The sequence below is a fragment of the Streptomyces sp. MCA2 genome, from assembly GCF_023544705.1.
GTDB classification, from domain to species: domain Bacteria; phylum Actinomycetota; class Actinomycetes; order Streptomycetales; family Streptomycetaceae; genus Streptomyces; species Streptomyces decoyicus.
Map to the genome: position 1 here is coordinate 1 of NZ_JAMJFM010000037.1, position 24013 is coordinate 24013.

Below are 24013 nucleotides of genomic sequence, written 5' to 3' on the forward strand. Positions count from 1 at the left end.
CCCCTAGCCACGCCCGCGCAACGGCGCAGCGAGCCAGCCTCCGAAGGTGACCTCTCCCCCACGCCCGCGTCCATACGTGATGAGTACGTTCACGTGTACACCGGCAGCGGAGGGAAAATGCAAGACGGCCGTTGCCGACAGGAAGGGGGACGGATGCTCGCCCTTCGAGAACCTCAATGCGGGCAGCCCCATGTCACGGCGCCGCGACGGTGAGGACCAGCTTGCCGGTGGTGTGCCCGGATTCGATGCGGCGGTGTGCCTCGGCGGCCTGTTCCAGCGGTAGGGCCTCGACCTGTACCCGCAGAGTTCCCTGAGCTGCGGCCTGTACGGCGCGGCGCAGGGCCAGCCCGGCGTCTTCGGGGAAGGCCGCGGAGAAGGCGGCGAGGTTGAAGCCGGAGACGGTCTTGTTGGTGAACCACAGGTGGTTGGCGGGGATGTCGACGTCTTCGGCGCCCGAGGCGTTTCCCATCACCACCAGCCGTCCCATGGGGGCCAGCCGGTCCAGGCTTACGGTGCGGGAGGGGCCGCCGACCATGTCGACGACGATGTCGAACTCGCCTGCCTCGGCGACCTGGTCGCGCAGAATCACCTCGTCGTAGCCGAATCGCTTGGCGGTCTCGATCTTCGCCTCGCTGCCGACCGTCCCGACCACACGGCCGGCGCCCAGCAGCCGGGCGGCCTGGCCGAGCTGGCTGCCCACACCGCCCGCCGCGGCGTGGACCAGGACACGGTCTCCGGGCTCGATGCGCGCCACCCGGTCCAGGACGAGGAAGGCGGTGGTGCTGTTGGAGGGGAGTGCCGCGGCGACGCCGAGTCCGATGCCGAGACCGTCCAGCGGGGCGACCAGGTGCGCGGAGGTGACCACCACCTCGGCGTAACCGCCGCTGTCGACGATCGTCAGCGCAGCCACCGGCTGACCGACGGTCAGGTCCGTGACGCCCTCGCCGAGGGCGCGGATGCGGCCGGAGACTTCGATGCCGGGCACGAAGGGCAGCGGTACGTCCACCACGCCGCGCCGGTAGAGCACCTCGGCGAAGTTGGCGCCCGCATAAGCCACGTCGATGGACACCTGTCCGGGGCCGGGCTCGGGGACCGGCATCTGCTCGACGCGGAGCACCTCGGCCTCGCCGAACTCGGGAATGGTCACTGCCTTCATCTGCGTGTTGTTGCTGTTCATGGCAGTGATCCTGCCGGGCTGTCACGATGCCCGGCAGTGTTCGCTCATCCTGGGTGTGACACCACCAGGCTGTGCGTGCCCATGAGCTGCTCCAGCCGTTCTTGGGTGTCGGTACCCGGGCGGGGGTTGTGCAGGATCAGGTGGTGTCCGGGCAGTTCGGGCAGCGGCAGCAGGGTGGCATCGAAGACCAGCGTTCCGGCTTCGGGATGGTCGACCGCCTTGACCGCGCTGGTGTGCTCGGCCACATCGTGACGGTCCCACAGCTCGGCGAATTCCGGGCTGCTCCGGGCCAGTTCCTCGGCGATGCGGTCGAACTCCGGGTCCTCGGGATAACGGGCGGCGTCGGCGCGGAACCCGGCGACCACGTCTGGGGCGGTGTCGGCCCAGTGCCGTTGCAGGACCCGGTAGCGGACGTTGGTGAAGAACGAGACCAGGCAGTTGTGGTCGCTGTCGCCGTAGCCGAACACGATGCGGGCGGCTTCGTTGATGTCGGTGAAGTTCCAGTGGCGGTCGCGGATGTACCCGGGCCGCGGTGACCAGGCGTCCAGCAGCCTCCGCACCTGCGGCGGGGCGGGCACGGAGGGCGCGGAGGCGAACTGCGGTGGGTTGAGGCCGGCCAGCAGGTACAGATGCACGTGCTCGGTGGGATCCAGCAGCAGCACCCGTGCGATCGCGTCGAGGACCTCCTCCGACACCTTGATGTCGCGCCCCTGCTCCAACCACGTGTACCAGGACACCCCGACCCCGGCGAGCACCGCGACCTCCTCGCGCCGCAGCCCCGGCGTCCGCCGCCGCCCACCATCCGGCATACCGACATCAGCCGGCGAGACCCGGGCCCGGCGACTGCGCAGAAACTCACGAAGCTCGACGCGACGACGGTCACGAGACAGGGCAGAACAATCGCTGGTCATGACCTCCACCTTAAACAGCGCGCCCGCACGACTCCGGCCGAAGGTCAGCGTCGCGGCGCTGAGGAAAGGAGGCACGTTGGCCGCCGCCGACGGCCCTCACCCCACACCAGCCACCTCACTCCGCTGCCTCCGAATCGAGCGCGGCTGTCTGAAACGCCACCGGTCGCAGACAGGTCCCTGCCGCGCGTCGGCAGGGACCTGTCCCGTCTGCCGACCGACTCGCGGCGGGCCTTCCATCCCGCCAGCCGGACAGACCACCCGGCGGGGCCGGGGCGGGAAGGGAATAGCCACGGCACCTGACCAGGGCGCTCAATCAACGCGGCTGAAGCACATCGGTTGGCTGGGCACAGTCCGTCGCCCCAGCCCCGGCCCCCGCCCTCGCCCTCGCCCTCGCCGACGTCGGCATCGCCATGGGCGCCCACTCCTCCCACGTCGCCCTCGAAACCGCCGACATCGCCCTGCCCGGCGACTACCTGAGACAAGTCCCCGCCGTCGTCGAACTCAGCCGCCACACCCTGCGCGTCGTCCGCCAGAACTACGGCCTCGCCATCGGCGTCAGCCTCCTGGGCCCGGTCGTCGGCGCCGGCGGCTCCATCAACCCGGTCCTCGCCGCCCTCCTCCACAACACCAGCGGCATCGCCGTCGTCGGCACCTCGGCCCGGCTGTCAACCACACCCCCGAGCGTCGTGTGAAACGAGCAGCCCACCGGTACTCCGGCGCCCGAGGAGAAGAACGGTCCCGCCGGCCTCGAACTTGCTCAAGGCGTGCGGCGGGGCGGGAATGGGGAACCGCACCTCCTGCCGAAGTGGAGGAACGGCGATGTCGCCGCCTGCCGCGAGTGTGTCGGCTACCGGTTCTCCTTCACCTCCCCCGACTGCGGACATACCGCGACGGTCACCCCGGAGGCGCCGGCCGTTCACGTTTCGCGAAAGGTCCCGTCAGGTCGGGACCTGAAGCGCATGACCGTCAGTTCTCGGTGTCGAGTTGGATGTGCTCGATGTCGTCGTCCAGGAAGTTGGTCAGGTCCTGGGCTTCGGCGTGGACGGCTTCTTGCTCCAGGGCGGTGAGGGGCCGGAGGGGACTGATGCGAAGTTGGTGGCTGCGCACGGTCCAGGTGGCGGTGACGCGCCCCTCGACGAGGACGGTGCGGTGGCCTGCGACGGACAGACCGAGGTGGGGAGCGTCGATGATGCGGCTACGGTCGCGGTAGCCGAGGATGGCGTTGTCGAAGGCCGGGAGGAACCGGACCGGGGCGGGGGTATCGGGGTGGGGGCGGGGTGCGTCGGGCAGGTCGAGCAGTTCGCGGCCGTGTTCGTCGTGGAAGACGACGAGTTCTTCTCGGGCGGCTTTGATGGCGGCGGGAAGCCCCGCGAGGCCGCACCAGGCACGTAGGTCCGAGCTGGCGGCGGGCCCGTAGGCGGCGAGGTAGCGGCGTAGCAGCTGCTGTCCGACGGGATCGTTGTCATCGGCGGGCAGGGGGGCGATGTCCCGTTCCAGCCAGGTGGCCAACGGCAGGTTGCGCACGCCGGCAGTCTGGTGCCACAGACCGCGGGGTGGGAGCTGGACCATGGGGATGAGGGCTGCGATGAGCAGCTCGCCCAGGACACGTCGTGGTGGGCCGGGCCAGCGGTCTTCGAGGGCTTGTACGAGCTCGCTCATGGTGCGGGGCTGCTGGTCGGCCATGGCCGCGCGGCCGGCGGCGGCGACCTCGTCCACGTCGATGCCGGCCAGTTCGCGCCGGTAGGTTCCCAGAACTCGCTGGCGCAGCATGGTGTCGTGACGGGCTCGCCAGGCGAGTGCGTCGTCGGCGGTGATGAGGTGGACAGTGCGGCGCATCATGTGGGTGCGCACCACCGTGCGGCCGGAAAGCGCATCGTCCAGTTGCTCCGGCTTGAAGTCGGTCAGGCGAGACCACAGCCCGATGAAGGGTTCCTGGGGCTCTTGCGCTTGCAGGCCGCACAGGTGGGCCACCGCCTCGGGGGCGGATGTGTCGCTGCGCGTGAGCAGGTGCTGGCGGGCGAGGGTGGCGCGGTTGAGGGCGCGGCTGTTGAGGAAGGTCATGGCGTTCTCAGGCTGCGGCTCGCTCGTGGGACGGACGTCGGCGCAGGTCCGTGCGGTTGAGGGAGGGGGGTGTGTAGGACACGTCCAGAGGGCTGATATCGGTTCCGGGCGGGACGATTGCGTCAATCCTGTCGAGGATGTCGTCGTCGAGGGTGAGGGTGGCGCCGGTGAGCAGGTCGTCGAGCTGGTCCATGGTGCGCGGGCCGATGACGGCGGAGGTGACGTCGGGGTGGCTGGTGGCGAAGGCCATGGCCAGGTGTGTGAGGGTGTGGCCGGCTTCTTCGGCGAGGGTGAGCAGCTGCTCGACCGCGTCGAGCTTGCGTTCGTCGGTGAGGTGCCCGGGGACCCACTTCATGCGGGCGTTGTCGGGCCGTTGGGCATTCTTGCGGTAGCGGCCGGTGAGCAGGCCCATGGCGAGTGGGCTCCACACCAGAACGCCCAGGCCGTAGCGGTGGCAGGCGGGCAGGATCTCCCGCTCGATGCCGCGGTTGAGGATGGAGTAGGTGGGCTGCTCGGTGCGCAGGCGGTGCAGTCCACGCCGCTGGGACACCCACTGGGCTTCGACGATCTCCGAGGCCGGCAGGTTGGAGGAGCCGATCGCCCGGACCTTCCCGGCCCGTACGAGGTCGGTGAGCGCGGAGAGGGTCTCCTCGATGTCCGTGTACGGGTCGGGGTGGTGGATCTGGTAGAGGTCGATGTGGTCGGTCCGCAGCCGCTTCAGCGAGCCCTCGACCGCCTGGACGATCCAGCGCCGGGAGCTGCCGCTGCGGTTGGGGCCCTCGCCCATCGGGCCGTTGAACTTGGTCGCCAGCACGACATCGTCGCGGTGCCCCTGGAGGGCCTTTCCGACGATCTCCTCGGTCTCGCTGTAGCCGTAGACGTCGGCGGTGTCGACGAAGTTGATGCCCTCGCCCAGCGCCCGGTGGATCATGCGCACGCAGTCGTCGTGATCCGGATTGCCCATCTTGCCGAACATCATGGTGCCCAGGCAGTAGGCACTGACTTCGATGCCGGTCCGTCCCAGCTTCCGCATCCTCACGGTGACCCGTTTCCTTCCGCTGCTGCACGTGTTGTGCCCGCGCCGTCCGGGCCGCCCGTGTGGCGGCGGCCCGGACGGCGTAGGCATGTCAGGTAGGTCGGTTGGTTCAGCCGTTGTACGGAGCGGTGACGTCCAGGACCCAGGTGACGCCGAACCGGTCGGTGAGCATGCCGTACAGCGGCGCCCACTGCGCGGGCTCCAGCGGACTCACGATGGTCGAGCCCTCGGCGAGCTTGCCCCACAAGGCGCTGATCTCCTCGGCATCGTCACCGCGTACGGAGACGAAGAACGGGTTCTCGCCCTGGTTCCAGGGCAGTTGCGAGGGCACGTCGTAGGCCATGACGTGGAAGCCGTTGTCGCCGGCCACCTCGCCCCACATGACCCAGTCCGCCTCGCTCTCGTTCTGCACGGCGCCCGCGTCCTTGTAGGTGACCGCGCCCGTACATCCGCCGAAGACGGACTGGTAGAAGTCCAGCGCCTCACGTGCAGCGCCCCGGAAGTTGAGGTGAGTGGTGGTCGTGACGGACATGACCTGCTCCTTGCCTTGATGTGACGATTGCGCCGCTGACCGTCCAAACCAGCGGCTGCCGTGACCAGGTGCGATGCCTCCCCGGGCGGCTCGTATGCCACGATGGCAGCGGTAGAGGACAGGTCGTGTCCTGTACTTGGCGCAGGATGTGTGTCATGCATAAAACGTCTTCCCGGCTGCTCGCGCTGCTCTCGCTGCTTCAGACGCACCGTGACTGGCCCGGCGACGATCTCGCCGAGCGCCTCAGCATCACCTCGCGCACCGTGCGCCGTGACATCGACCGCCTGCGCGAACTCGGCTACCCGATCAGAACCGTCAAAGGACCGGCCGGCGGCTACCGGCTGGAGGCGGGCACTCGTATGCCGCCCATGCTCTTCGACGACGACCAGGCCGTAGCTTTGGCCGTCGCGCTACAGACCGCAGCCACCGGCACCACCGGTGCCGAAGACGCTTCCCGCGCTCTGGCCACCCTCCGCCAGGTCATGCCACCCCGCCTGCGTCACCGCGTAGACCTGTTGCGCGTCACCGCCGTCCGACCGCCCGCGGCCGGCGACACCCCCCAGGTCGATGCTCAGGTCCTGACGGACCTCAGCCGCGTCATCCACGCCCGCGAGGAACTGCGCCTCGACTACGCGCCGGGCCCGAGCGCCTCAGCCGACAACCCCCGCCGAGTACAACCCCACCACCTGGTCATCTGGCGTCATCGCTGGTACCTCGTGGCCTGGGACCTCGATCGCGAGGACTGGCGCACCTTCCGCGTCGACCGCCTCCACCCCCGGACACCCACCGGCCCCCGCTTCACCCCTCGCGAACTCCCCGGCGGCAACGTCTCCACCTTCATCACCAGCCGATTCCGCGGCAACGACGGCACCACCACCGACTGGCCCTGCCTGGGCGAAGTCATCCTCCACCTCCCGGCCGCCGACGTCGCGCCCTTCTCCCAGGACGGAATCGTCGAGGAACTCGGCCCTCACCACTGCCGACTCACCCTCGGCTCCTGGTCATGGACCGGACTCGCCGCGACCATCGGCTGCTTCGACACCGATATCGAAGTCATCGGCCCACCCCAACTGGCCACCGCATTCGCAGACCTCGCCGCCCGCTACGCCCGCGCCACAAGTCCAAGGATCGGTCCGACGCCGTGAGCCTGAAACTCACCACGCCGCTCAAACCCTTCGAACGTCCGGCACAGACCCAGCCCTCCTCCACACGCGACCCGAGAACGAGGAAAGGGCTGGCACAAGCGGTCCTTTGCCCGAACGACTGGCTTCCGGCGCCTCCATCACTACCTGCGCATCGCCTGGCCGACCCTGACCTCGTGAACAGCGGCCGGGCCGGACCTGCGGCAGGTCACCGCCGATCACATCAAGGGTGAACTCGCCCGCCATCAGGGCAACGCAGCCCGCGGGCTGCGCAGCATTTTCCGGGCCCTGAAGCAGGAGCGGCTGACCTTCCTCAACCCCACGGCCGGGCCACAGCTGCCCGCTGGAGTACCCCTGCCGCGGCAGCTGTCCAGCGATCGACTGGCCGGGGCCCTGGACCGGCTGGACGGCCCCCTCGTCCGCCTCTTCGGCATCCACCCCAGCATCGCCGTGAAGTACGTACCCGCCGCGCACCCGGACAAGGCCCTGCCCCGGATCCGCTGACCGGGCGACACCGCCCAGCACCCACGGCACGCGGTGGAAGACGTCGACCATGCCTTCTCCCCGGTACCTTCCGGATCCGATGCTCGCCACACCCACCTCTCATCCCGCCCCTCCCCCGGATCATGCGGCGGAGCCCAAGTGGGACGTTTCTCCGGACACTCAGATGTCTCTCACCTGCTGGTGCCGTCGTTTCAGGAGCCTGGGCGCAAGGGTGGCCACAGGAGTTTGGGCGCGATCTTCGTCGTACGCATGACGAGGTGCGACCCGTTCCAGGTGAAGGCAATCGATACGTTGCGCGGATCTCCGTCCTTGGCGACGTAGGCCAGGCGGGTCACGTCACGGGCCGGCAGCTCCTGGCTTATCGAGCGGTTCCGAACCTCAATGATCTCGTTCGGCCGCATGGTTCGGTTCCTCCTTCTCAGCGCAGTTGCTCGGCCAGTCCGACGATGATGCCCTCCGGGCCGCGGACGTAGCAGAGCAGATAGCTGTCCTCGAACCGGGCGATCTCGCCGACGAGTTCGGCGCCGTGAGGGCGCAGGCGGGCAACGGTGTCCTCGATGTCGTCGACGGCGAACATGACGCGGTGCGTGCCCAGAATGTTGTGCGGCCGGTTGCGCGGCCCGGCGCTGATCACCGCGGGGCTGCGGTACTTAGCCAGCTCGAGCCGACTGTGACCGTCCGGGGTCCGGACCATCGCGATGTCACAGCGGACGCCGTCGAGTCCGGTGCACTGGTCGGCGACGAGGCCCTCGACCTCCGCCCTGCCCTCCAGCTCCATACCGAGTTCCACGAAGAACGCGATGGCGGCATCCATGTCCTCGACGACGATGCCGACGTTGTCCATCCGCTGAATCGCCATGATGGTTTCTCCTTCTTCCTCGTGCGGCCTGTGGTGGCCGCTGATGTCCCTGGGACGGAACCGGTGACACGTTCTCGACATCCTCGGACCGCCGAACTCCAAAAAAATCTCGGTCGCGCCTCAGCACCGCTACAGCAGGCCCACCGAGCCAGGCGCCACCACCGAGGGTAAGTGCGGCGCAGGTGGCCGCTCCCATGAAGACGATCAGCCGCAGCGTGCCGCCCCCGCTTTCCCATGCTTCCTCGACGATTCGCAACGTGCGCGCTTGAGCATTGCGCCTCCCCAATGAATTCCCGGTGCCGGGTCACCCTTGGCGGGTGGAGTTCCCCGTGCCGCTCACCCTCGCCGCACCCGTCCGGGCCCCGCCGCGTGGCGCCGGCGCCAGCTGGGGGCCGCGCTGCCCCCGGCGGCACCCGCGACTTCGTGTCCTGGCTCGCGAAGCCCACGACATCACAGCTGCCCTCGGCCGGCTTGCCGTCCTGCCAAACCCTGGCTGACCAGGACTGTTCCCACCCCTACGAGACACCAGCACAGTCCGGAGCAGTGGAACCCGGCGCTCACCCGAGACGGCTCTCGGGCCCTCGGCCTGCCCGCCACCTGCCGCAGAAAGCGAAACTGACGGGCATACGAGAGGTGCGGTGCGCTCCAACGTGCTCAGCGGTCGTCAACCGGCCGACGCGGCTGCCGCCCTTCCGCAGCGCTTCCCGCGGGATCAACTATCGATTTTCCCCCCGAAGATGTCCTCTCGGGCGTGCCGCCACCCCTCTGACTTGCGGGTCTTTCGTGCTCGCTATCCGACTGCCCGAAGCGCAGAACCAAGTCAAGACTTATCTCTGCGGGCCTTCTTTCCTATGTTTGGGGTCACCGAACCAGTCCCCTCAGAGGAATGTGACATGAGGAAGAACACCGGCGAGATGGCGACTCGGTGCCTGCGGCACCTGGAATCGTATGACTTCGACGAAGTGCGGGCCATGTGCACGGAAACGGCCACCGTATGGCACAACGACGGCAAGGGAGAGCAGACGATCGACGAAAAACTGGAACAGCTCAAGCCCCTTGCCGACATGGTCGGTTCGCTGCGGTTCGACATAACACGCCAATTGCACAGCGCGAACGAGGTACTTCAGCAGCACGTTCTTCGCCTGACCATGCCGGACGGGTCGCGGAGCGAGGTCCACGCCGCGATGTACTTCCGGTTCGATGGCTATCTCATCGACCGGATGGAGGAGTATGCATATGAGGTGGGGCCGGCATGACGGAAGGCAGGATTTCCGTACCGGGGGGCAAGGTGTGGTACCGCAGAACGGGCAGCGGTGGTGCGCCGTTGCTGCTCGTCCACGGCGGACCGGGGTACCCGAGTGACCTGCTGTTCGACGCCTTCGCGCCACTCGCCCAGGAGCGCGAGGTCGTCTGGTACGACCAGCTCGGCGTAGGGCGTTCGGATCCGGTCGACGATATCTCGCTGCTGACGGTGGACCGCTTCCTCGACGAACTGGGCGCGGTTTCCGAGGGGCTCGGCCTGGAACGCCCGCATGTCTACGGCCACTCCTGGGGGGCGATGCTTGGCCTTCAGTACGCCGCGGAGCGGGCGCCGGAATGGACCAGCCTGGTCTGCGCCAATGGCCTGGCGAGCGTGCCCCGGTTCGAGCAGGAGGTCCGCGACCTGATGGCGAAACTGCCGGGCAACGTACTCGACCGCACCTACGGCCGGGAGCTGAGAGGCGAGACAGGCGATCCCGATTATTGGGTGGCCCAAGAGGAGTACATGCGCGCGTGCGTGCTGCGTACCTCTTCCGTGATCCTGGACCCGGAACGCATGAGTGTGACAACGTTCCGGACAATGATCGGGCATGCGGACTACCACGTGACCGGCACTCTCAAGGACTGGGACATTTTCGAAGCACTTGAGCGGATCCAGGTCCCCACACTCGTTCTCGGTGGCGAGTTCGACGAATGCGTTCCCGCGCATCTCGCCGATATCGCCGAAAGAATACCGGATTCCGAGCATGTAACGCAGCCCGGCGCAGCCCATATGGGATATCTGGAGGAGGAGCCCCTTCGTGATGCGTACGTCTCCCTTATTCAGGACTACATGGCGCGCGTCGAAGCACGCGCGTCGGGACGAAACTGCCGAGCGGGCGGCACCGGCGGCCGTGGCCAGTGCTTTGCAGCGTGACGGCCGGCCCGGCGCGCGCCGTTCGGCGCCCGTGGCTTCTGCCGAGCAATCGTGATCAGGTTTCCGCAGGTGTCGTCGAACATCGAACACCGCCGTGACGGCCGTGCCGAGGTAGTCGGTCGCCTCCGGTCCGGTGGCCTCCGATCTGACCGTCTCCCGCCTCATCGATGCCCTCGCCGTCTCGGGTGACAAGGCACTGCGGGCCGTCCGACGAGCACGCTGTGAAGTCCGCGCGCGGGTCTGGTCGCTGGCTGGCAACCATGCCCCGGATGGGGGCGGGGAGTTGATGGTCCCCGCCCCCATGAAGGGGCGGGGCTTCCTTGTGCCGCGCCGATCTACTCGGCCGCAGCCAGCTCGCCGTCGAGGTACTCCTGCACCGGCTCGAACAGCCCATAGGGCACGTAGGCCGGGATCTCCGCGTGCGCGACCCAGACCACCTCGGCCAGCTCCTCTTCATCCGCGACATGCGCCGCACCGGAGATGACGGAGCAGGCCACATAGTGCATCAGCCGACCCGTCTTCGGGTGCACCCGGCCGCCCAGCGCCTTGACCACCTCGACGGCCAGGCCCGTATCCTCCTGCGTCTCCCGCACGGCCGCCGGCTCCGGCAACTCGCCGACCTCGAGCTTGCCCGCCGGGAACTGCCAGCGCAGATCCCCCTCCTCGACCGCTCGGCGCACCAGCAGCACACAGCCACCGCGCACGATCACGGCCGCCGATACCGGCCTCTCCTCCATGCCTTCTCCCTTCATCCCGGGAATCGCATCAGCCAGTCCGACAGCGGCTTGTCTTCGCTGCTGACGTGTTCTCCCCGATCCGTATGCCGCATAAGACGTCGGCCTGTCCAGCCGTCGCGGCCGTGAGGCGGATAACGCGCGTGTGGCTCCAGCGGAAGCCAAGACCCTCCCGCCACTTCAACCAAGGCGTCGGGACATCCAAACGAGCCAACCCCTGCAATTGATGCAACTGACGCACCATCAAAAGAGGCGAAATGGCTGACGGACAGACCGTCGGTCCCCGTCCAGGGACTGCGGCCTCTGCACGACCAGGACGCCCCAGGACACCGACGACGGGAGTTCGGATGGGGGTGAGGAGGTCAGGAGGCCGGCGTGGCCAAGTAGTCGCCGTGCTCCAGGTCATCGAGCAGTGTCGGATGGGCGGGAGACCAGCCGAGCAGATCCTGTGTGTGAGCACTGGAGACGGGCGCGTCGAAGCCGTAGACCCTGGCCATGAAGGGGCTTGCGTAGTGCCCGGCAGCCTGCTCGGGGGCCAGCGAGACCGTCGGCAGGTCCAGGCCCCGGGCGATGGTCTGCGCGATGCTCTTCATGGTGACGCCGCTTTCGGCCGCCCCGTGCAGCACACTGCCCGCAGGAGCCTTCTCCAGTGCCAGGCGGAACAGGACCGCGGCGTCGAGCCGGTGCACTGCGGGCCACCGGTTGGTGCCGTCGCCGACGTAGGCCGAAACGCCGGTCTTTCGTGCGGTGGCGATGAGCATGGGGATGAAGCCGTGGTCTTCAGGGCCGTGGACGGTAGGAGCGAGGCGGACCACGCTCGCGCGTACCCCCCGGGCGGCGAAGTCCAGACAGGCTCGCTCGCCTGCGATGCGGAAGGCGGCGATCCCGGCCGTGTCGGGTTCGTCCTTCTCGGTGCTCTCCCGGCCGGCGGGCATGACCAGCGTGCCCGAGGTGATGGTGAGCGGCTTGCCCGAGTGCTCCAACGGCTGGCCGAGGGCCTCGATCGCGGTCCGGTCGCGCCTCATCATGTCGTCGAGGTCGGAGAAGTCCCCGCCGTAGGCCATGTGCAGGACACCGTCGGCGACTTCGGCGCCGCGGCGCAGGCTGTCGTGCTCGTCCAGGGAGCCGCGGTGTGGTGTGGCGCCCAGCGACTTCAGCCGGGCGGCGGCGGCATCCGACCGCGCCAGACCAGTGACGTTGTGGCCGGCCGCGACGAGTTCGGCGACGACGGCGGGGCCGGTCTGGCCAGAACCACCAGTGACAAAGATATGCATGGAACGCTCTCTCTGTGGGTGTGCGCACCGGGGCCGTTGAACGGGTCCGGTGCGGGTGGGACGGGAATGGCTTGCCTTCGAGGGCAGCAGTGCAGCGACGTGTCGCGTGCCCGTCCTGCCAGGGCCTGCGGAGACCTTGATCGCCTCGACGGCGTTCGGACCGAAAGATCGGGGACGCTGCACCAGCGACGAAAGCCTCCCACGTAACGACAGTCACTGGCGCTAAGTAGTGTCAGTGACTGACTCTACGTAGCGCCAGTCACTGGCGTCAAGCAGTGTCAGCCGCTGGCGTATGCGGTATCTTCGAGAGGTGCCACGAAGCGGAAGAGAAGCGCGCCGCCGCCTACAGCAGGCGGCTCTGGAGCTGTACCGGGACCGTGGGTTCGATCAGACCACCACAGCTGAGATCGCCGCCCGGGCAGGCGTCAACGAGCGCACGTTCTTCCGGCACTTCCCGGACAAGCGCGAGGTGCTCTTCGACGGCGAAGCCGACCTACGTGCCGCGCTGACGCAGGAGGTCGCCGACGCCCCAGATGGCCTGCGGCCACTCGACATGCTGCTGTGCGCCTTCCGGAAAGCTGGACGAATCCTTGAGGACAACCGCCCGTTCTCCGAGCCGCGGCTAGCGGTCATCGCCAAGACCCCCGCCCTCCGGGAACGCGACTTGGCCAAGGCCGCAGCCCTCACCGAAGCCGTAGCGGAGGCGCTACGTCAGCGCGATGTCCCCGACCGGCTGGCCGGCCTGGCCGCACAAACCGGCTGGGCCACCTTCCATCACGCCGCCCAAGCCTGGATCGACGACCCCTCACAGAGCTTGGACGCACATCTCCTCCAGGCCTTCGACGATCTGCACGCCCTCTCCGCGACCGTTCCACCGGAGCAGGCGCGGCCTGAAAGCTGATACCGCTCCGCCCGCGACCACCTATCGCCGTGAGCAAGCGGGTTCCAAGACCTCGACGAAAGTGGGCGCCGAACCCATCAGCACCTGGGGCTTCGCCCTCTACCTCGCCAGCAGCGAGTAGTGGGTCTTGAGGGTGCTCTCCGCCAGGTCCATGACCTTCACGATCTGTTTCCAGGTGGCGGCGCCGGCGAGGGACTGGCGCACGGCGACGGCGGTGGCGTCAGCGAGGTCGCGGCGCAGGGTGACGCAGAGTTGCAGGACTTCCACCGGGAGGACCGGCACCGGGTGCTGGGATCTGTGGGCCATCGCCTGTGCCTTGCGCAGGACTGCGCGGGAGAGGCGTACCGCCGCGGCGCCGTACGGGCGCGGGTTGGGTGGGGTGGAAGCGCGGCTGCGGCAGCTGGCTCTGCGGCAGCTGCCGCCGCCCCGGCCGTTGCGGCGGCGGGGCGAACCGGGTTCGAGGGGCGGCTAGTTCAGGCGCAGGGAGCGATGGCGGAGGTAGGACCGGTTGGCCACGTAGGCGAGCGCCATCACCTGCTGGGCACCCTTGGTAGTGCCAGGTCTTCAGGAACGGCCACGTGGCAACGGTGACCATGCCCCCTCGTACCACCCGTCGCGGCGGCTAAGGGCTGTCCCGTAATCCCTGGTGGATCAGCGCACGGCGTCAGATGCACTGCGTTCGCTGCGCTCACTCCGCCTCGGCTCTTCCATTGCTGTACGGATGCCGAGCTGCATCGCAAGGCGGAGGGACGTCCGGATACTGGGCGTATCCGGATGTTCCGACAACGCGGCGTGGGGGCACCTCCCAGCGTTAGCTGGGGGAGTGCCGTAGCTGTCGTCGTGCGCCCGCCAGGGATTACGGGACAGCCCTCAGGCGTTCCCGCCGCCACGACGGGCCAAGGCGCGGCAAAGAAGGTGCCGGGCTGCAAGCGAGGGCCAGGAACCGGGGCTCTGCCACCAAGCTGCCCTCACCTGGTCGCCCAAGCAGGCCCACCTCCTCGACGGGAGTGGCCAGATCGGCGTCGGGGCCGGCCAGCGAAACCGGGCCCCGTCAGTCACCGACCGCACCCGCCGGGTGGGCCGGTCCGCCGCCCACGTCACCTCTGAGTTTCTGTCGCCCAGTCAGGCACGGAACTGATCCTATCGCCGCGACGTACCGAGCGTTTCGGGACGCTGACACCAGCCGACGCCCCGAAACACCATTCTGCCTGGCAGTCGTTCAGTGATACCGACCGCACTCCATCTGGCCACTGTTGTTCTCCGCGCATACGGTCATCTTGTGGTCACTGCCTCATGTAGGAGCCGCGACAGAGCATCGAGACTGGCAGCGGCGCCCGAGCAGCGCTGCGTTGATGCGGGCCGAGGTCGGTCTGCCTCCCGCGCACACCACTGTCGGCTGGATGCGGATTGCTCCGGCCACAGCAGCGGGCCGGGTGTGCGGACGGCCGACGGGCAGGCGGATGCGCACCTTCTTCAGGGCGGGGATGAGCCTCTGGGATCGCGCGAGGTTCTTGGCGAGGTACGCGGCCCGGGTACCCTTGCCGGCCCCCGGGGGTCCGACGAGGACGATTCGCATCAGCGGAGGAACCCTTCGTAGTTGCGCTGCTGAAGCTGGCTCTCGATCTGCTTCACGGTCTCCAGGCCCACGCTCACGATGATGAGGATGCTCGTCCCGCCGAAGGGGAAGTTCTGGTTCGCGTTGAACAGCACCAACTCCATTGTTGGTACGAGCGCGATCAGCCCCAGGTACAGCGAGCCCGGCCACGTGATCCGGTTGAGCACGTAGCTGAGGTACTCGGCCGTCGGGCGACCGGCCCGAATGCCCGGGACGAAGCCACCGTGCTTCTTCATGTTGTCGGCGACTTCTTCGGGGTTGAAGCTGATGGCCACGTAGAAGAAAGCGAAGAACACGATCAACAAGACGTACGCGGCGAGGTAAACGGGGTGGTCTCCCTTGGTGAAGGTGGTGGCGATCCAGGTCGCCCATGCCGCCTTCGACCCGCTGAACTGTGCGATGAGCGCCGGGATGGAGAGCAGCGATGACGCGAAGATGACGGGAATCACACCCGCCTGGTTCACCTTGAGCGGGATGTACGTGGACGTACCGCCGTAGGACCGGCGGCCGATCATCCGCTTCGCGTACTGTACCGGGATGCGCCGCTGAGCCTGCTCGACGAAGACCACCAGGGCGACCATCGCCAGGCCCACCAGGATCACCGCGAAGAACTCGATCCAGCCGCCGGCGAGCTTGCCCTGGAGCTTGACCTGCCACAGCGCGCCCGGGAAGCGGGCGGCGATCGAGATGAACATCAGGATCGACATGCCGTTGCCGATACCGCGGTCGGTCACCATCTCGCCGAGCCACATGACCAGGGCCGTACCGGCGGTCATCGTGATGACCATCGTGATGGTGGTGAAGACCGAGCCGTTGGGCACAATCTGGCGCGTGCAGCCCGGGAAGAGCGAACCGGCGCGGGCGGCGGTCACCAGGGCGGTGCCCTCCAGGGCGGCGAGCGCCACGGTCAGATAGCGGGTGTACTGGGTGATCTTCGCCTGGCCGGATTGCCCTTCCTTCTTGAGCGCCTCCAACCGCGGGATCACCACGGTCAGCAGCTGGAGGATGATGCTCGCCGTGATGTACGGCATGATCCCCAGCGCGAAGATCGTGACCTGGAGCAGCGCACCACCGCTGAACATGTTCACCAGGCCGAACAACCCGCTGTTGGCGTGGGTCCGCTCCATGCAGAACTCGACGTTCGCGTACTTCACCCCAGGGACCGGGATGTGCGCTCCGACCTGGTAGAGCACGATGATGCCCAACGTGAACAGCAGCTTCTTGCGCAGATCGGGCGTCTTGAACGCTCGGGCGAACGCGGTGAGCACGGTGCCTCCTGCGCCTCCCGCCACTCTTAGGGCAGGGAGGCGACGGTCTTGAGGATCGACGAATACGTAGCGGCTGTACTGCGCGGAGCTCGCCCGCACGGCGGGTTCCGAGGCAGGACCCCCGTGGCCGACTTGGTTGCCCAGGGTGCGGTGCGCGCGCAAACGAAGTCGCCGTCTCGCTCTCGCCCAGGTTTATGGACACTGGGTTTCCGCACACACCCATCGGGACCGCTTGACCGCGGCCAAGGGGCTACCTGGCGTTCGGGGTTGGTGTCGGCGTCGGAACCGGCTCGGCGGGTGAGGGACGGTACGGCATCGGCGCCAGGCCGGTAGTCGGGGTGCGGGTCGGCATCGGCACCGGGCCGGTAGTTGAGGCGCAGGTCGGCATCGGAAACGACCGGGTGGTTGATGTGCAGGTCGGCATCGGCGCCTTCGTGGCACTGGGCACGGGGCGGGGTCTCGACGGCATCGGGACCGACTCGGCGGGGGTGCCGGGACGGTGCTGAGGGCCTGTGGGGCCGTCCTGAGCGAAGGAGCTCGGCAGGACCATCAGTCCGACTCCGAGCCCGGCAACGGTCAGCACTGATCCGGTGGCCGTCCAGGCCGCTCGAGCCCGCCGGCGTGCGCGAACGCCGGCGTGCAGTCGGTCGCGGTGCCGGTCCTCATAGAGCGTGTCCTCCTGGCCGTCGCGCATCATCCGCGCCAGCTCCTGCTCGAAGTGATCCATAGCTCCCTCTTCACTCCACCGGCTCTGCCTCAGCCAGAAGCTGACGCAGTCGTGCAACGCCGCGTGCCGTCAGTGAACGGGCGGTACCCACCGGACAGCCCAGTACCTCCGCGACATCCCGCTCGGGCAGGTCCTGGTAGTAGCGCAGCACCACCGCAGCCCGCTGCCGCGCCGGCAGCAACGCCAACACGGTCTCCAACCGGGTCTGCTCGTCCACGGCAGCGGTCGCATCTGCCACCTCGGGCGGGTCAGGCAGCTGGTCCACAGGGTGCTCACCCCACCAGCGACGCCGTGCCGAGCGGGCCGCAGCACGGGCCAAGACCCTGCGCACATAGGCCTCGGGCGCCTCCTTGGCCACCTTCGGCCAGGCAAACCACAGTTTGACAAGCGCTTCCTGCAGCAGATCCTCGGCCCGGTGTCGGTCTCCACCGGTGAACAACCGCGCCAGGTGAAGCAACGCTGCCCACCGAGCCGCCACGAACCGGTCGAACTCATCGGCCCGCAACTGCCCCATCAACGTCACCCCCTCACCTCAACACGCCCCTACACCCTCAATAAAGGCACTGGCTCCTGCCCCGCTATGCACCCCCGACAAGTGACATGGCTCACGCATGCCGTCCCGGCCGTGCCGACGGCTCGACGTGTCCGGGTCGGCGGCGGCAGGGCGGACGGGATGTTGTGGGCGGTAGACGAGTCAGTCCGAATGCCTGCGTGCCCGTACACCCCGACGACCAGGACGCGAAGACTCCCGACGAGGTACGCAACGTGTGGAACGCACGGCATCCGGATGTCCCGCTGACCGTGTTGAGCAGCCGGACACGCTCGCTGACCCGGCCGATCGTGGACCACCTGCGCGCCGTCCACGCCGAGACGGAAGACAACCGCTTGCCGGTACTGATCCCGGAGATGCAACTGCCCCACGTGTGGCTGCGTCTGCTGCGGAACCAGCGCGGCCCAGTCCTCGGATCGCCCGAGCAGCCAGGAGCTGCCGGCCCGTGGCGTGTCCCGCCTGGCCTACGTCGCCAAGGACGGAACCCCGCACAACGACCGATCGCCTTCATCTGGAACGGGTCGCACATCGTCATGTGTACGACGAAGAACGCGCCCAAACTCTCGCGGCCACCCTCGCGCACAGACGGGCTATATCTTCCCGACCCGCTTCAGGGCGAGTTGGCGGACACCTACGGCAGGATCGCCGCATGGACCCTGCCGTATTAGCCGCGCTCGTTACCACCCCCACCGCCGCCCTTGCGGCCGGTGCCGCGTACGCCGCGGGTCGCGCCCAAAAGACTGGCTCGGTGGACGCCGTTCGCCGTCAACAGCAATGCGTGACCTACGCCAAATTCGTCAACGCTGTGAAGGACTACGTGCGCGACTCAAGTGCCGGCGCTGCCGCGGCGCGCATCCGCAGCGAGGACGGCGTGCCCACCGTGCCCTGTGCGTGTCTGCCGAGGCCCTGTATCGGTTTCTCGCCCTGTATTGGGACGTGATGACGATGGAGCCGGAGCTACGGGCGCGGGCCGATGCGGCTCTGGGTAAAGATCGATGGAAGATCCTCGCCGAAGTGGAAGATGCTGCTAATGAGCTGGCCGAAAGCGCCAACACGTTCGTACAGGACGCCAGTGCTCATCTAAACGGCCGTCGGCTCAGGCCATCGCTGCGTTGGCGCGTCGGCCGGATTCTCCGGCATCGGGAGTCCATGAACCGCTCGGAGTTCTCTCCGCGACTGAACCTCAGGCAGGGGTGCCCCTGGATCTTCCCGACCGGATGAGGAGCGGCTCGACAGTGCCGCCCGAGTAGTCCGGCCGCTGGGTACGTGCCGCATACGAGCGACTGCACCCCGATCGCCCGCAGCCGGCCCTTCCTCCTCCTGGCTGCTGCCTTCACGCTCTCCGGCTTCGCCATGTATGCCATCGTCTTCGGCCTGGTCCCCCTGTTGGCCGAGCGCGGCGCCAACGCGACAACCGCCGCATGCCGCCCAGGTCAGGCACCGGGGCAGGCCCACGAGAGCGTCAGTCAGGCCGGAACACCTCGCGGCCGCGGGCCTGGACGTCGTCGCCCGCGGCCGGGGAGCCCACCAAGCAGGTGGCGGAAGCGCACTTGTGAATCGTCGGTGCCGGTGTGCTTACGCGGCATCCCCACTCCCTTGCCGCCCGCGCTTCGGGGCGACCATCAGCTCCCGCACCTGGGCCCGCGTCTCGCCCGTCACCCCCGCCCCACGGAAACTGTCACGAAGCGCGCACTTGATCGGGCCAGGCTTTCCTGCGATGGCCGGGTACCGCATGATGTGCCGGACCATGAGCCCGCGCCGTACGACCACGAGCCTGCCGGCACCGCTGCCCGTTCTGCGCGCAGCGGTGTTCGCCGTGGTCAGCTCCGTGCTCGGGATCTGGGCGCATCACCTGGTCGACGAAGGGCCGGTGACGTGGCGTAAGAGCGCTGTGGCGGCCGTCCTCCTGTTCGCGCTGGGGCTGGCCGGAACCCGGCGCCCGCGGTCCCTTGGGCGGGTCATCGCAGCGCACTCCGTGTGCCAGGGCGCGCTGCACGCATATCTGAGCGCAGGCACGGCCCCGATGAGTCCGATGAGCGGCATGGGCCACCACCACACCGTCATGGCCGACGCGGACGGCGCCTGGCACGAGCGGCTGCATCACCACGCATGGGCGATGCCCCTCGCGCACGCCGCCGCGGCCGTGCTGGTCGCCGTGCTGATGCACCGGGCGGACGCGGTCTGCTGGTCGCTCGCGCGGGGTGTCGTGGTGGCGCTGCAACCGGTCCGCGTACGGATCGCCACGGCCTGCGCGCTGCTGCATGACCGGCGCCTGGCGGCATTGCCGCAGCACTTTGCGAGGTATCCCGTACGGGATCACCCGCCGCCGGGCGGAGCGGTCCTGGCCTACGCAGTGGTGCGGCGAGGTCCTCCGGCGCAGGGTTCGGTTCTCAACACCTGACCCGGTCCCGGCACGGCCGTAGGTCGCCGGGGCACCGTTGATCCCCCTTTCCGGAGACACCCATGTCCCGTATTACCGCGCTGCCGCGCGCCCTGCGCCGCACCGGCCTTGCCACGTCCGTGGCGGCCGCCGCCGTCGTTCTCGCCGCCGGTCCGGCCTTCGCCCATGTCGAGGTCGAGTCGGAGGGCGCCCAGGCGCTCGCCAAGAACGTGCGGCTCGACTTCGAAGCCGAGTCGGAGTCGGACAAGGCCGGCATCACCGAACTGAAGGTGGTGCTGCCCGAGGGCATCGCCCCCGCAGACGTGAAGCTCACCGACGGCCCCAAGGGTTGGAAGCTGACGGCCGGCTCCGACGGATACGCCGTCAAGGGCCCGGCCCTGCCCGTCGGCGAGAACGCCGAGTACGCCGTCACCGTGCGCCAGCTCCCCGATGCCAAGGAGCTGGCGTTCAAGACGTTGCAGACCTACAGCGACAAGCGCGTCGACCGGTGGATCGAGATCGGCGAGGGCGGCGAGAACCCCGCCCCGATGCTCAAGCTCAAGGCAGCAGCCCCGGGGGCGAAGCCCGAAGGATCCGCCTCCTCGCCCGAGAAGGCTGCACCGTCCCCCGAACCGTCGAAGCCGGCGTCCGCTGACGAGTCGGCGAAGAAGGACGACGAGGGCGGGCTGCCGACCGGTGCCTGGATCGGCATCGGTGCCGCCGCCGTCGTCCTGGCCGGGGTGAGCGTCTACGTCGTCCGCCGCCGGGCCTCGTAGCAGCGGGCCGCTGCTGGGTTCCTCACCCCATGGTCGCCGCCACGGCGGGCCGTGGGGTGAGGTGCCCTCCGCGGTGCAGGCCCGCCATGGCAGCCGCGCACAGCAGTCCCGTGGCTGCCAGCGTGCTCCACGGCAGCCAGGCCACCCCGGCATCGAAGAGTGCGCCCACGACGAGGTTGCCGAGGGAGATCGCCACGCCTGAGACGGTGTTGTAGGCGCCGTAGTACGTGGCTACCCGCTGCTCGCCCGAGAGCCGGACGATGGTGTCCATTTCGAAGGGGTAGAGCAGCGCGCCGCCCCAGGCCAGCAGCGCCGCACATGCCGTGAGCGCCACGACGCCGGACGCCTTGCCGAGGCTTCCGCCGTACGGTCCCGGCAACAGCGGCAGGAAAGCGCCACCCATCAGCGCCAGTCCCCAGACGATGGCGCGCGGCCCGGAGAGGTTCTGCTTGGCCCATCGCGTCAACTTGAGCTGGCCGGTGACCCCGGCGAGCGCCGAGACCGCGAACACCACACTGGTCACCAACCCGGTCCGGTCGCCGAACAGTTCCCTGGCCCGCATGGGCAGTGCCAGGTAGACCTGGAAGGCCAGAATGTACGACCCGGTCATGGCGACGGCGAACAGCAGGAAGGGCCGGTTGGCGGCGATGGCGCGCCAGTCCTTGGCCACCGCCCGCCACGCCGGTTCCGTACCGCGCTCGGCGGGCGGGCGCGCGGGCAAGGCTTGGGCCTGCAACAGGGCAAGCAGCCCGAAGATGACCGCGGACACCGCGCAGACCAGCCGGAAGTCCCAGGCCAGCAGGGCCAGTCCGGCCAGCGGCCCGACGAAGATGCCTGCCTGGTAGAAGACGTTGAAGACGGCGAACGCCTCCACCCGCCGCTCCTCTCCCGCCTCGGCGGCGAGGTAGGCGCGGACCGCCGGGTTGAACAGCGCCCCCGCCAGTCCCGTCAGGGCCGAGGCCACGATCAGGGCGGGGAGGGTGTCCCCCAGTCCGAGCAGCACGAAGGCGACGGTGCGCAGGGCGCAGCCGGCCAGGATCATCGATTTGCACCCGAAGCGGTCGGCGAGTGTCCCGCCGACGAGGAACATGCCCTGCTGGGAGAGGTTGCGTACGCCCAGGACCAGGCCGACCGCCCAGGCCGCCAGGCCCAGCCCATGGGCGAGGTGGTCGGCCAGGTAGGGCATGAGCATGTAGAAGCCGAGGTTGATGGCGAACTGGTTGGCCATCAACAGCCGGGCGCCGGGGGTGAAGGAGGCCACCTGGGCCAGCAGAGCCTTCATCGCGCACCCGCCTCGGTGCGGCTGTCGGTGGCCACGCCGCGGTCACGGTCGAGTGGGTCGCGTACCCGGGTGCAGCGGGTCCACCGGTCGACCTCGCACTCGTCCTGATCGGCGATCTCGTCCGGTTCGATGGGCGGGGTGTGGTCCAGCAGATGATGTCCGCGGCACCAGGCGTCGTGGTAGACGGTCTCCAGGTAGCGGTGCGGTCCGTCGGGGAAGACCGCGGCGATGCGGGTGCCGGCGGGCATCGTGCGCGCGGCCCAGCCGGCCACGAGGGCGACGGCGCCGACGCTCCAGCCGCCGGACGTGTGGTGGCGGCGGGCCAGTTGGCGGCAGGCCCACACCGCCTCGGCCGGTGCCACCCAGTGGACCTCGTCGAACGCGGTGTAGTCGACGTTGGAGGGATGAATGCTGGAGCCGAGGCCGCGCATCAGCCGGGGCCGGGCGGGCTGCCCGAAGATCGTCGAGCCGACCGCGTCCACCCCGATGAGGGCCAGGCCAGGGAACGTCTCGCGCAGCACCGCCGCGGTGCCCGCGGAGTGCCCGCCGGTGCCGACCGCGGCGACCAGGACGTCGATGTGGCCGAGCTGGGCGATCAGTTCGGTGGCCAGCGGCCGGTAGGCGGCGACGTTGTCGGGGTTGTGGTACTGGTCCGGGCAGTACGCGCCAGGGGCCTGTGCCAGCAGTTCGGCGACCCGGTCGCGGCGGGCCGTCTGCCAGCCGCCCTCGGGGTGCGGGGCGGCAACCTGGTCGATGTGGGCGCCCAGGCTGGTGAGCAGCCGCAGCATGGCCGCCTCCATACCCGGGTCGGAGACGATGGTGACGGGGTGGCCGTAGGTCAGCCCGGCCAGCGCGAGTCCCAGGCCGAGGGTGCCGCTGGAGGACTCGACGATCGGCGCGCCGAGGGCCAGTTCGCCGCGGCGCCGGGCCTCGCGGACCATGTGCAGCGCAGGGCGGTCCTTGATACCTCCGGGATTGGCGCCTTCGAGCTTGGCGAAGAAGCCCCGGCCGGGCGGGGCGAAGGGTTCCTCGACCCGCAGTACCGGCGTATTGCCGACGAGTTGGGCGGGATGGCGCGCGACGAGCGAGGCACGGCCGGGCGATTTCCCGAGGGCAGGTTCGAGCAGCGAGATCTTCATCAGGGCATGACTCCTTCGCGCCCCTCTCCAGGGGCGCGGTCCGACGGATCAAGGGCGCGCGAACACGCCCGCCTCCGAGGTGGAGACGGGCATGCGGGCGCGGCTTACTGCCGCCAGACGCAATGCAGAGCCAGGGAGGACCGACCGTCCGCAGGGGAAGGAGAACCCCGCGAACGGTCGGAGTGAACTGCCGGGACGGCTGCCACGACGACGGGATCGACGGGCAGCGCTACGGCACTGTCGGGGCTGGTGACGGGGTGGCCGGTGAGCGGGCGAAGGCGGTCCACCGCGTGAGCCACGCCGTCATCGTGGCCGTGTCCATGGCCGTGATGGCTTCCGGCGCTATGAGCATCCTCGTTGTGGTCGTCCCCTTGACCGTGGGCATGCTCATGTTCTTCGGACGCGGCAGTCGCGACAGCCTGCTCCCCGCAGACAGCCGCCGAGTGCGCGGTGTGCGGCCCGGCGAATCCCGGGCCGTGCAGGGCGCCCACCAGATGGACGCCGACCAGCAGTATCAGCCCGAGCAGGAGAGCCGCCCACGCCGGGCGTGCACTCGCTCCACCGCTGCGCGCCACAACGTCCACAACGCTGAACGTAGTCGATCAGATGCGCAGCGTCACTTCGGCGTGCCTTGGCACTGCCCCGGAGGGTGAAGGGTGAGCACTGTGACAGGGGGTAGCACCCCAGGAACGACGCCCGGAGGCGGAGCATGGCGTTCACCACGCAGAGCGGCGCGCGTCGGCGTAGCAGTGGCCGCAATCCTCTTGAGCGGTGCCTGCTCCGACGGCGGCGCCAAGGAAGGTGACGGACCGACCTCCGCGGCGTCCTCGGCGGGCACACCGCCGACGGGCGCGCCCCCCACACCTTCGCAGTCGTCCCCCACCCGGTGCGCCCGTCTACGGACGAAACCCTGACGGTCACGGTGATCGCCCGAGGGGCCCGGCGTCACGTGTGGCCTCGGTCAGGGAG

25 protein-coding genes and 2 pseudogenes are annotated in these 24013 nt (G+C 68.9%); 12 read left to right on the forward strand and 15 right to left on the reverse strand.

The window, feature by feature from the left end:
• Positions 1 to 193 precede the first annotated feature (193 nt).
• Both M8I34_RS26850 and M8I34_RS26855 read right to left on the reverse strand, forming a co-directional pair.
• Positions 194 to 1177 (reverse strand): zinc-binding dehydrogenase, encoded by a 984-nt coding sequence (locus tag M8I34_RS26850; protein ID WP_250053409.1) that lies wholly within the window; start codon positions 1175 to 1177, stop codon positions 194 to 196.
• Positions 1178 to 1221: 44 nt separating this feature from the next.
• Positions 1222 to 2088, reverse strand: a complete 867-nt coding sequence (locus M8I34_RS26855; protein WP_250053411.1) for a helix-turn-helix transcriptional regulator — start codon at positions 2086 to 2088, stop codon at positions 1222 to 1224.
• A 410-nt stretch (positions 2089 to 2498) separates the two neighbouring features.
• Between M8I34_RS26855 and M8I34_RS26860 the strand changes: the two genes are divergently transcribed.
• A complete protein-coding gene (locus M8I34_RS26860) occupies positions 2499 to 2780 on the forward strand; it encodes a hypothetical protein (RefSeq protein ID WP_250053413.1) in 282 nt (93 codons plus the stop codon).
• A 274-nt stretch (positions 2781 to 3054) separates the two neighbouring features.
• Here the strand turns inward: M8I34_RS26860 and M8I34_RS26865 are convergent, their stop codons facing one another.
• The 3 genes from M8I34_RS26865 to M8I34_RS26875 form a co-directional block, all read right to left on the reverse strand.
• Complete coding sequence (locus M8I34_RS26865) at positions 3055 to 4149, reverse strand: winged helix DNA-binding domain-containing protein (RefSeq protein WP_250053415.1); 1095 nt, start codon at positions 4147 to 4149, stop codon at positions 3055 to 3057.
• 7 nt (positions 4150 to 4156) lie between these two features.
• Positions 4157 to 5188 (reverse strand): aldo/keto reductase, encoded by a 1032-nt coding sequence (locus tag M8I34_RS26870; RefSeq protein WP_250053416.1) that lies wholly within the window; start codon positions 5186 to 5188, stop codon positions 4157 to 4159.
• Between the two features lie 106 nt (positions 5189 to 5294).
• On the reverse strand, positions 5295 to 5717 hold the full coding sequence (locus M8I34_RS26875) for a VOC family protein (protein WP_250053419.1): 423 nt from the start codon (positions 5715 to 5717) through the stop codon (positions 5295 to 5297).
• Between the two features lie 155 nt (positions 5718 to 5872).
• Here M8I34_RS26875 and M8I34_RS26880 point away from each other — a divergent pair, with 155 nt between their 5' ends.
• Entirely contained in the window at positions 5873 to 6862 is a 990-nt protein-coding gene (locus M8I34_RS26880) for a YafY family protein (RefSeq protein WP_250053421.1), read from the forward strand.
• Between the two features lie 692 nt (positions 6863 to 7554).
• Here M8I34_RS26880 and M8I34_RS26885 read toward each other — a convergent pair.
• Positions 7555 to 7764, reverse strand: a complete 210-nt coding sequence (locus M8I34_RS26885; RefSeq protein WP_250053423.1) for a hypothetical protein — start codon at positions 7762 to 7764, stop codon at positions 7555 to 7557.
• A 17-nt stretch (positions 7765 to 7781) separates the two neighbouring features.
• Complete coding sequence (locus M8I34_RS26890; RefSeq protein WP_250053425.1) at positions 7782 to 8222, reverse strand: VOC family protein; 441 nt, start codon at positions 8220 to 8222, stop codon at positions 7782 to 7784.
• Between the two features lie 893 nt (positions 8223 to 9115).
• Here M8I34_RS26890 and M8I34_RS26895 point away from each other — a divergent pair.
• The 3 genes and pseudogenes from M8I34_RS26895 to M8I34_RS26905 all read left to right on the forward strand — a co-directional run.
• Positions 9116 to 9478 (forward strand): nuclear transport factor 2 family protein, encoded by a 363-nt coding sequence (locus tag M8I34_RS26895; protein WP_250053426.1) that lies wholly within the window; start codon positions 9116 to 9118, stop codon positions 9476 to 9478.
• Positions 9475 to 10398, forward strand: a complete 924-nt coding sequence (locus M8I34_RS26900; RefSeq protein ID WP_250053428.1) for a proline iminopeptidase-family hydrolase — start codon at positions 9475 to 9477, stop codon at positions 10396 to 10398. The genes M8I34_RS26895 and M8I34_RS26900 overlap by 4 nt, the downstream gene beginning before the upstream one ends.
• A 121-nt stretch (positions 10399 to 10519) precedes the next feature.
• A pseudogene (locus M8I34_RS26905) lies at positions 10520 to 10690 on the forward strand (IS1380 family transposase); the annotation flags it as partial.
• Between the two features lie 43 nt (positions 10691 to 10733).
• Here M8I34_RS26905 and M8I34_RS26910 read toward each other — a convergent pair.
• Together M8I34_RS26910 and M8I34_RS26915 are read right to left on the reverse strand one after the other, a co-directional pair.
• Complete coding sequence (locus tag M8I34_RS26910) at positions 10734 to 11150, reverse strand: NUDIX hydrolase (protein ID WP_374210994.1); 417 nt, start codon at positions 11148 to 11150, stop codon at positions 10734 to 10736.
• A 344-nt stretch (positions 11151 to 11494) separates the two neighbouring features.
• Positions 11495 to 12406 (reverse strand): SDR family oxidoreductase, encoded by a 912-nt coding sequence (locus M8I34_RS26915; protein WP_250053432.1) that lies wholly within the window; start codon positions 12404 to 12406, stop codon positions 11495 to 11497.
• Between the two features lie 310 nt (positions 12407 to 12716).
• On the opposite strand from M8I34_RS26915, the gene M8I34_RS26920 reads away from it, so the two are divergent.
• Positions 12717 to 13307, forward strand: a complete 591-nt coding sequence (locus M8I34_RS26920) for a TetR family transcriptional regulator (protein WP_250053434.1) — start codon at positions 12717 to 12719, stop codon at positions 13305 to 13307.
• 99 nt (positions 13308 to 13406) lie between these two features.
• Here the strand turns inward: M8I34_RS26920 and M8I34_RS26925 are convergent, their stop codons facing one another.
• The 3 genes and pseudogenes from M8I34_RS26925 to secY form a co-directional block, all read right to left on the reverse strand.
• Entirely contained in the window at positions 13407 to 13613 is a 207-nt protein-coding gene (locus tag M8I34_RS26925) for a hypothetical protein (RefSeq protein WP_250053436.1), read from the reverse strand.
• Between the two features lie 1195 nt (positions 13614 to 14808).
• Positions 14809 to 14883: pseudogene (locus tag M8I34_RS26930) on the reverse strand (adenylate kinase); the annotation flags it as partial.
• The gene (secY, locus tag M8I34_RS26935) at positions 14883 to 16190 is read right to left on the reverse strand and encodes a preprotein translocase subunit SecY (protein ID WP_250053438.1); all 1308 of its coding nucleotides are present in this window, start codon (positions 16188 to 16190) and stop codon (positions 14883 to 14885) included. The gene secY and the pseudogene M8I34_RS26930, both read right to left, overlap by 1 nt.
• Before the next feature lie 338 nt (positions 16191 to 16528).
• Between secY and M8I34_RS26940 the strand changes: the two genes are divergently transcribed.
• Entirely contained in the window at positions 16529 to 16696 is a 168-nt protein-coding gene (locus M8I34_RS26940) for a hypothetical protein (RefSeq protein WP_250053440.1), read from the forward strand.
• 231 nt (positions 16697 to 16927) lie between these two features.
• Here the strand turns inward: M8I34_RS26940 and M8I34_RS26945 are convergent, their stop codons facing one another.
• Entirely contained in the window at positions 16928 to 17431 is a 504-nt protein-coding gene (locus M8I34_RS26945) for a SigE family RNA polymerase sigma factor (protein WP_250053617.1), read from the reverse strand.
• Between the two features lie 197 nt (positions 17432 to 17628).
• Between M8I34_RS26945 and M8I34_RS26950 the strand changes: the two genes are divergently transcribed.
• The 4 genes from M8I34_RS26950 to M8I34_RS26970 all read left to right on the forward strand — a co-directional run bounded on the left by M8I34_RS26950 (position 17629) and on the right by M8I34_RS26970 (position 20623).
• Positions 17629 to 18135: a hypothetical protein gene (locus M8I34_RS26950; protein WP_250053442.1), complete on the forward strand. Its 507-nt coding sequence runs from the start codon at positions 17629 to 17631 to the stop codon at positions 18133 to 18135.
• A 223-nt stretch (positions 18136 to 18358) separates the two neighbouring features.
• A complete protein-coding gene (locus M8I34_RS26955) occupies positions 18359 to 18688 on the forward strand; it encodes a hypothetical protein (RefSeq protein WP_250053449.1) in 330 nt (109 codons plus the stop codon).
• Positions 18689 to 19214: 526 nt separating this feature from the next.
• Complete coding sequence (locus M8I34_RS26965; protein WP_250053451.1) at positions 19215 to 19868, forward strand: hypothetical protein; 654 nt, start codon at positions 19215 to 19217, stop codon at positions 19866 to 19868.
• Between the two features lie 62 nt (positions 19869 to 19930).
• Positions 19931 to 20623 carry a DUF1775 domain-containing protein gene (locus M8I34_RS26970; protein WP_250053453.1) on the forward strand — a complete coding sequence of 231 codons (693 nt, stop codon included), beginning with the start codon at positions 19931 to 19933 and terminating at the stop codon, positions 20621 to 20623.
• A 22-nt stretch (positions 20624 to 20645) separates the two neighbouring features.
• On the opposite strand, the gene M8I34_RS26975 is transcribed toward M8I34_RS26970, so the two are convergent.
• Both M8I34_RS26975 and M8I34_RS26980 read right to left on the reverse strand, forming a co-directional pair.
• Complete coding sequence (locus tag M8I34_RS26975) at positions 20646 to 21905, reverse strand: MFS transporter (RefSeq protein ID WP_250053455.1); 1260 nt, start codon at positions 21903 to 21905, stop codon at positions 20646 to 20648.
• Positions 21902 to 23044 carry a PLP-dependent cysteine synthase family protein gene (locus M8I34_RS26980; RefSeq protein WP_250053457.1) on the reverse strand — a complete coding sequence of 381 codons (1143 nt, stop codon included), beginning with the start codon at positions 23042 to 23044 and terminating at the stop codon, positions 21902 to 21904. The genes M8I34_RS26975 and M8I34_RS26980 overlap by 4 nt, the downstream gene beginning before the upstream one ends.
• A gap of 182 nt (positions 23045 to 23226) precedes the next feature.
• Between M8I34_RS26980 and M8I34_RS26985 the strand changes: the two genes are divergently transcribed.
• Positions 23227 to 23697: a hypothetical protein gene (locus M8I34_RS26985; RefSeq protein WP_250053459.1), complete on the forward strand. Its 471-nt coding sequence runs from the start codon at positions 23227 to 23229 to the stop codon at positions 23695 to 23697.
• Positions 23698 to 24013: the final 316 nt, after the last annotated feature.

Bases quoted from the DNA above. Each gene is read 5' to 3' on its own strand.
- M8I34_RS26865 (WP_250053415.1), bottom strand. From the start codon at position 4,149: ATGACCTTCCTCAACAGCCGCGCCCTCAACCGCGCCACCCTCGCCCGC.
- M8I34_RS26860 (WP_250053413.1), top strand. From the start codon at position 2,499: ATGGGCGCCCACTCCTCCCACGTCGCCCTCGAAACCGCCGACATCGCC.
- M8I34_RS26875 (WP_250053419.1), bottom strand. From the start codon at position 5,717: ATGTCCGTCACGACCACCACTCACCTCAACTTCCGGGGCGCTGCACGT.
- M8I34_RS26900 (WP_250053428.1), top strand. From the start codon at position 9,475: ATGACGGAAGGCAGGATTTCCGTACCGGGGGGCAAGGTGTGGTACCGC.
- M8I34_RS26980 (WP_250053457.1), bottom strand. From the start codon at position 23,044: ATGAAGATCTCGCTGCTCGAACCTGCCCTCGGGAAATCGCCCGGCCGT.
- M8I34_RS26885 (WP_250053423.1), bottom strand. From the start codon at position 7,764: ATGCGGCCGAACGAGATCATTGAGGTTCGGAACCGCTCGATAAGCCAG.
- M8I34_RS26915 (WP_250053432.1), bottom strand. From the start codon at position 12,406: ATGCATATCTTTGTCACTGGTGGTTCTGGCCAGACCGGCCCCGCCGTC.
- M8I34_RS26945 (WP_250053617.1), bottom strand. From the start codon at position 17,431: ATGGGGCAGTTGCGGGCCGATGAGTTCGACCGGTTCGTGGCGGCTCGG.
- M8I34_RS26850 (WP_250053409.1), bottom strand. From the start codon at position 1,177: ATGAACAGCAACAACACGCAGATGAAGGCAGTGACCATTCCCGAGTTC.
- M8I34_RS26970 (WP_250053453.1), top strand. From the start codon at position 19,931: ATGTCCCGTATTACCGCGCTGCCGCGCGCCCTGCGCCGCACCGGCCTT.
- M8I34_RS26890 (WP_250053425.1), bottom strand. From the start codon at position 8,222: ATGGCGATTCAGCGGATGGACAACGTCGGCATCGTCGTCGAGGACATG.
- M8I34_RS26975 (WP_250053455.1), bottom strand. From the start codon at position 21,905: ATGAAGGCTCTGCTGGCCCAGGTGGCCTCCTTCACCCCCGGCGCCCGG.
- M8I34_RS26965 (WP_250053451.1), top strand. From the start codon at position 19,215: ATGAGCCCGCGCCGTACGACCACGAGCCTGCCGGCACCGCTGCCCGTT.
- M8I34_RS26855 (WP_250053411.1), bottom strand. From the start codon at position 2,088: ATGACCAGCGATTGTTCTGCCCTGTCTCGTGACCGTCGTCGCGTCGAG.
- M8I34_RS26925 (WP_250053436.1), bottom strand. From the start codon at position 13,613: ATGGCCCACAGATCCCAGCACCCGGTGCCGGTCCTCCCGGTGGAAGTC.
- M8I34_RS26910 (WP_374210994.1), bottom strand. From the start codon at position 11,150: ATGAAGGGAGAAGGCATGGAGGAGAGGCCGGTATCGGCGGCCGTGATC.
- M8I34_RS26895 (WP_250053426.1), top strand. From the start codon at position 9,116: ATGAGGAAGAACACCGGCGAGATGGCGACTCGGTGCCTGCGGCACCTG.
- M8I34_RS26880 (WP_250053421.1), top strand. From the start codon at position 5,873: ATGCATAAAACGTCTTCCCGGCTGCTCGCGCTGCTCTCGCTGCTTCAG.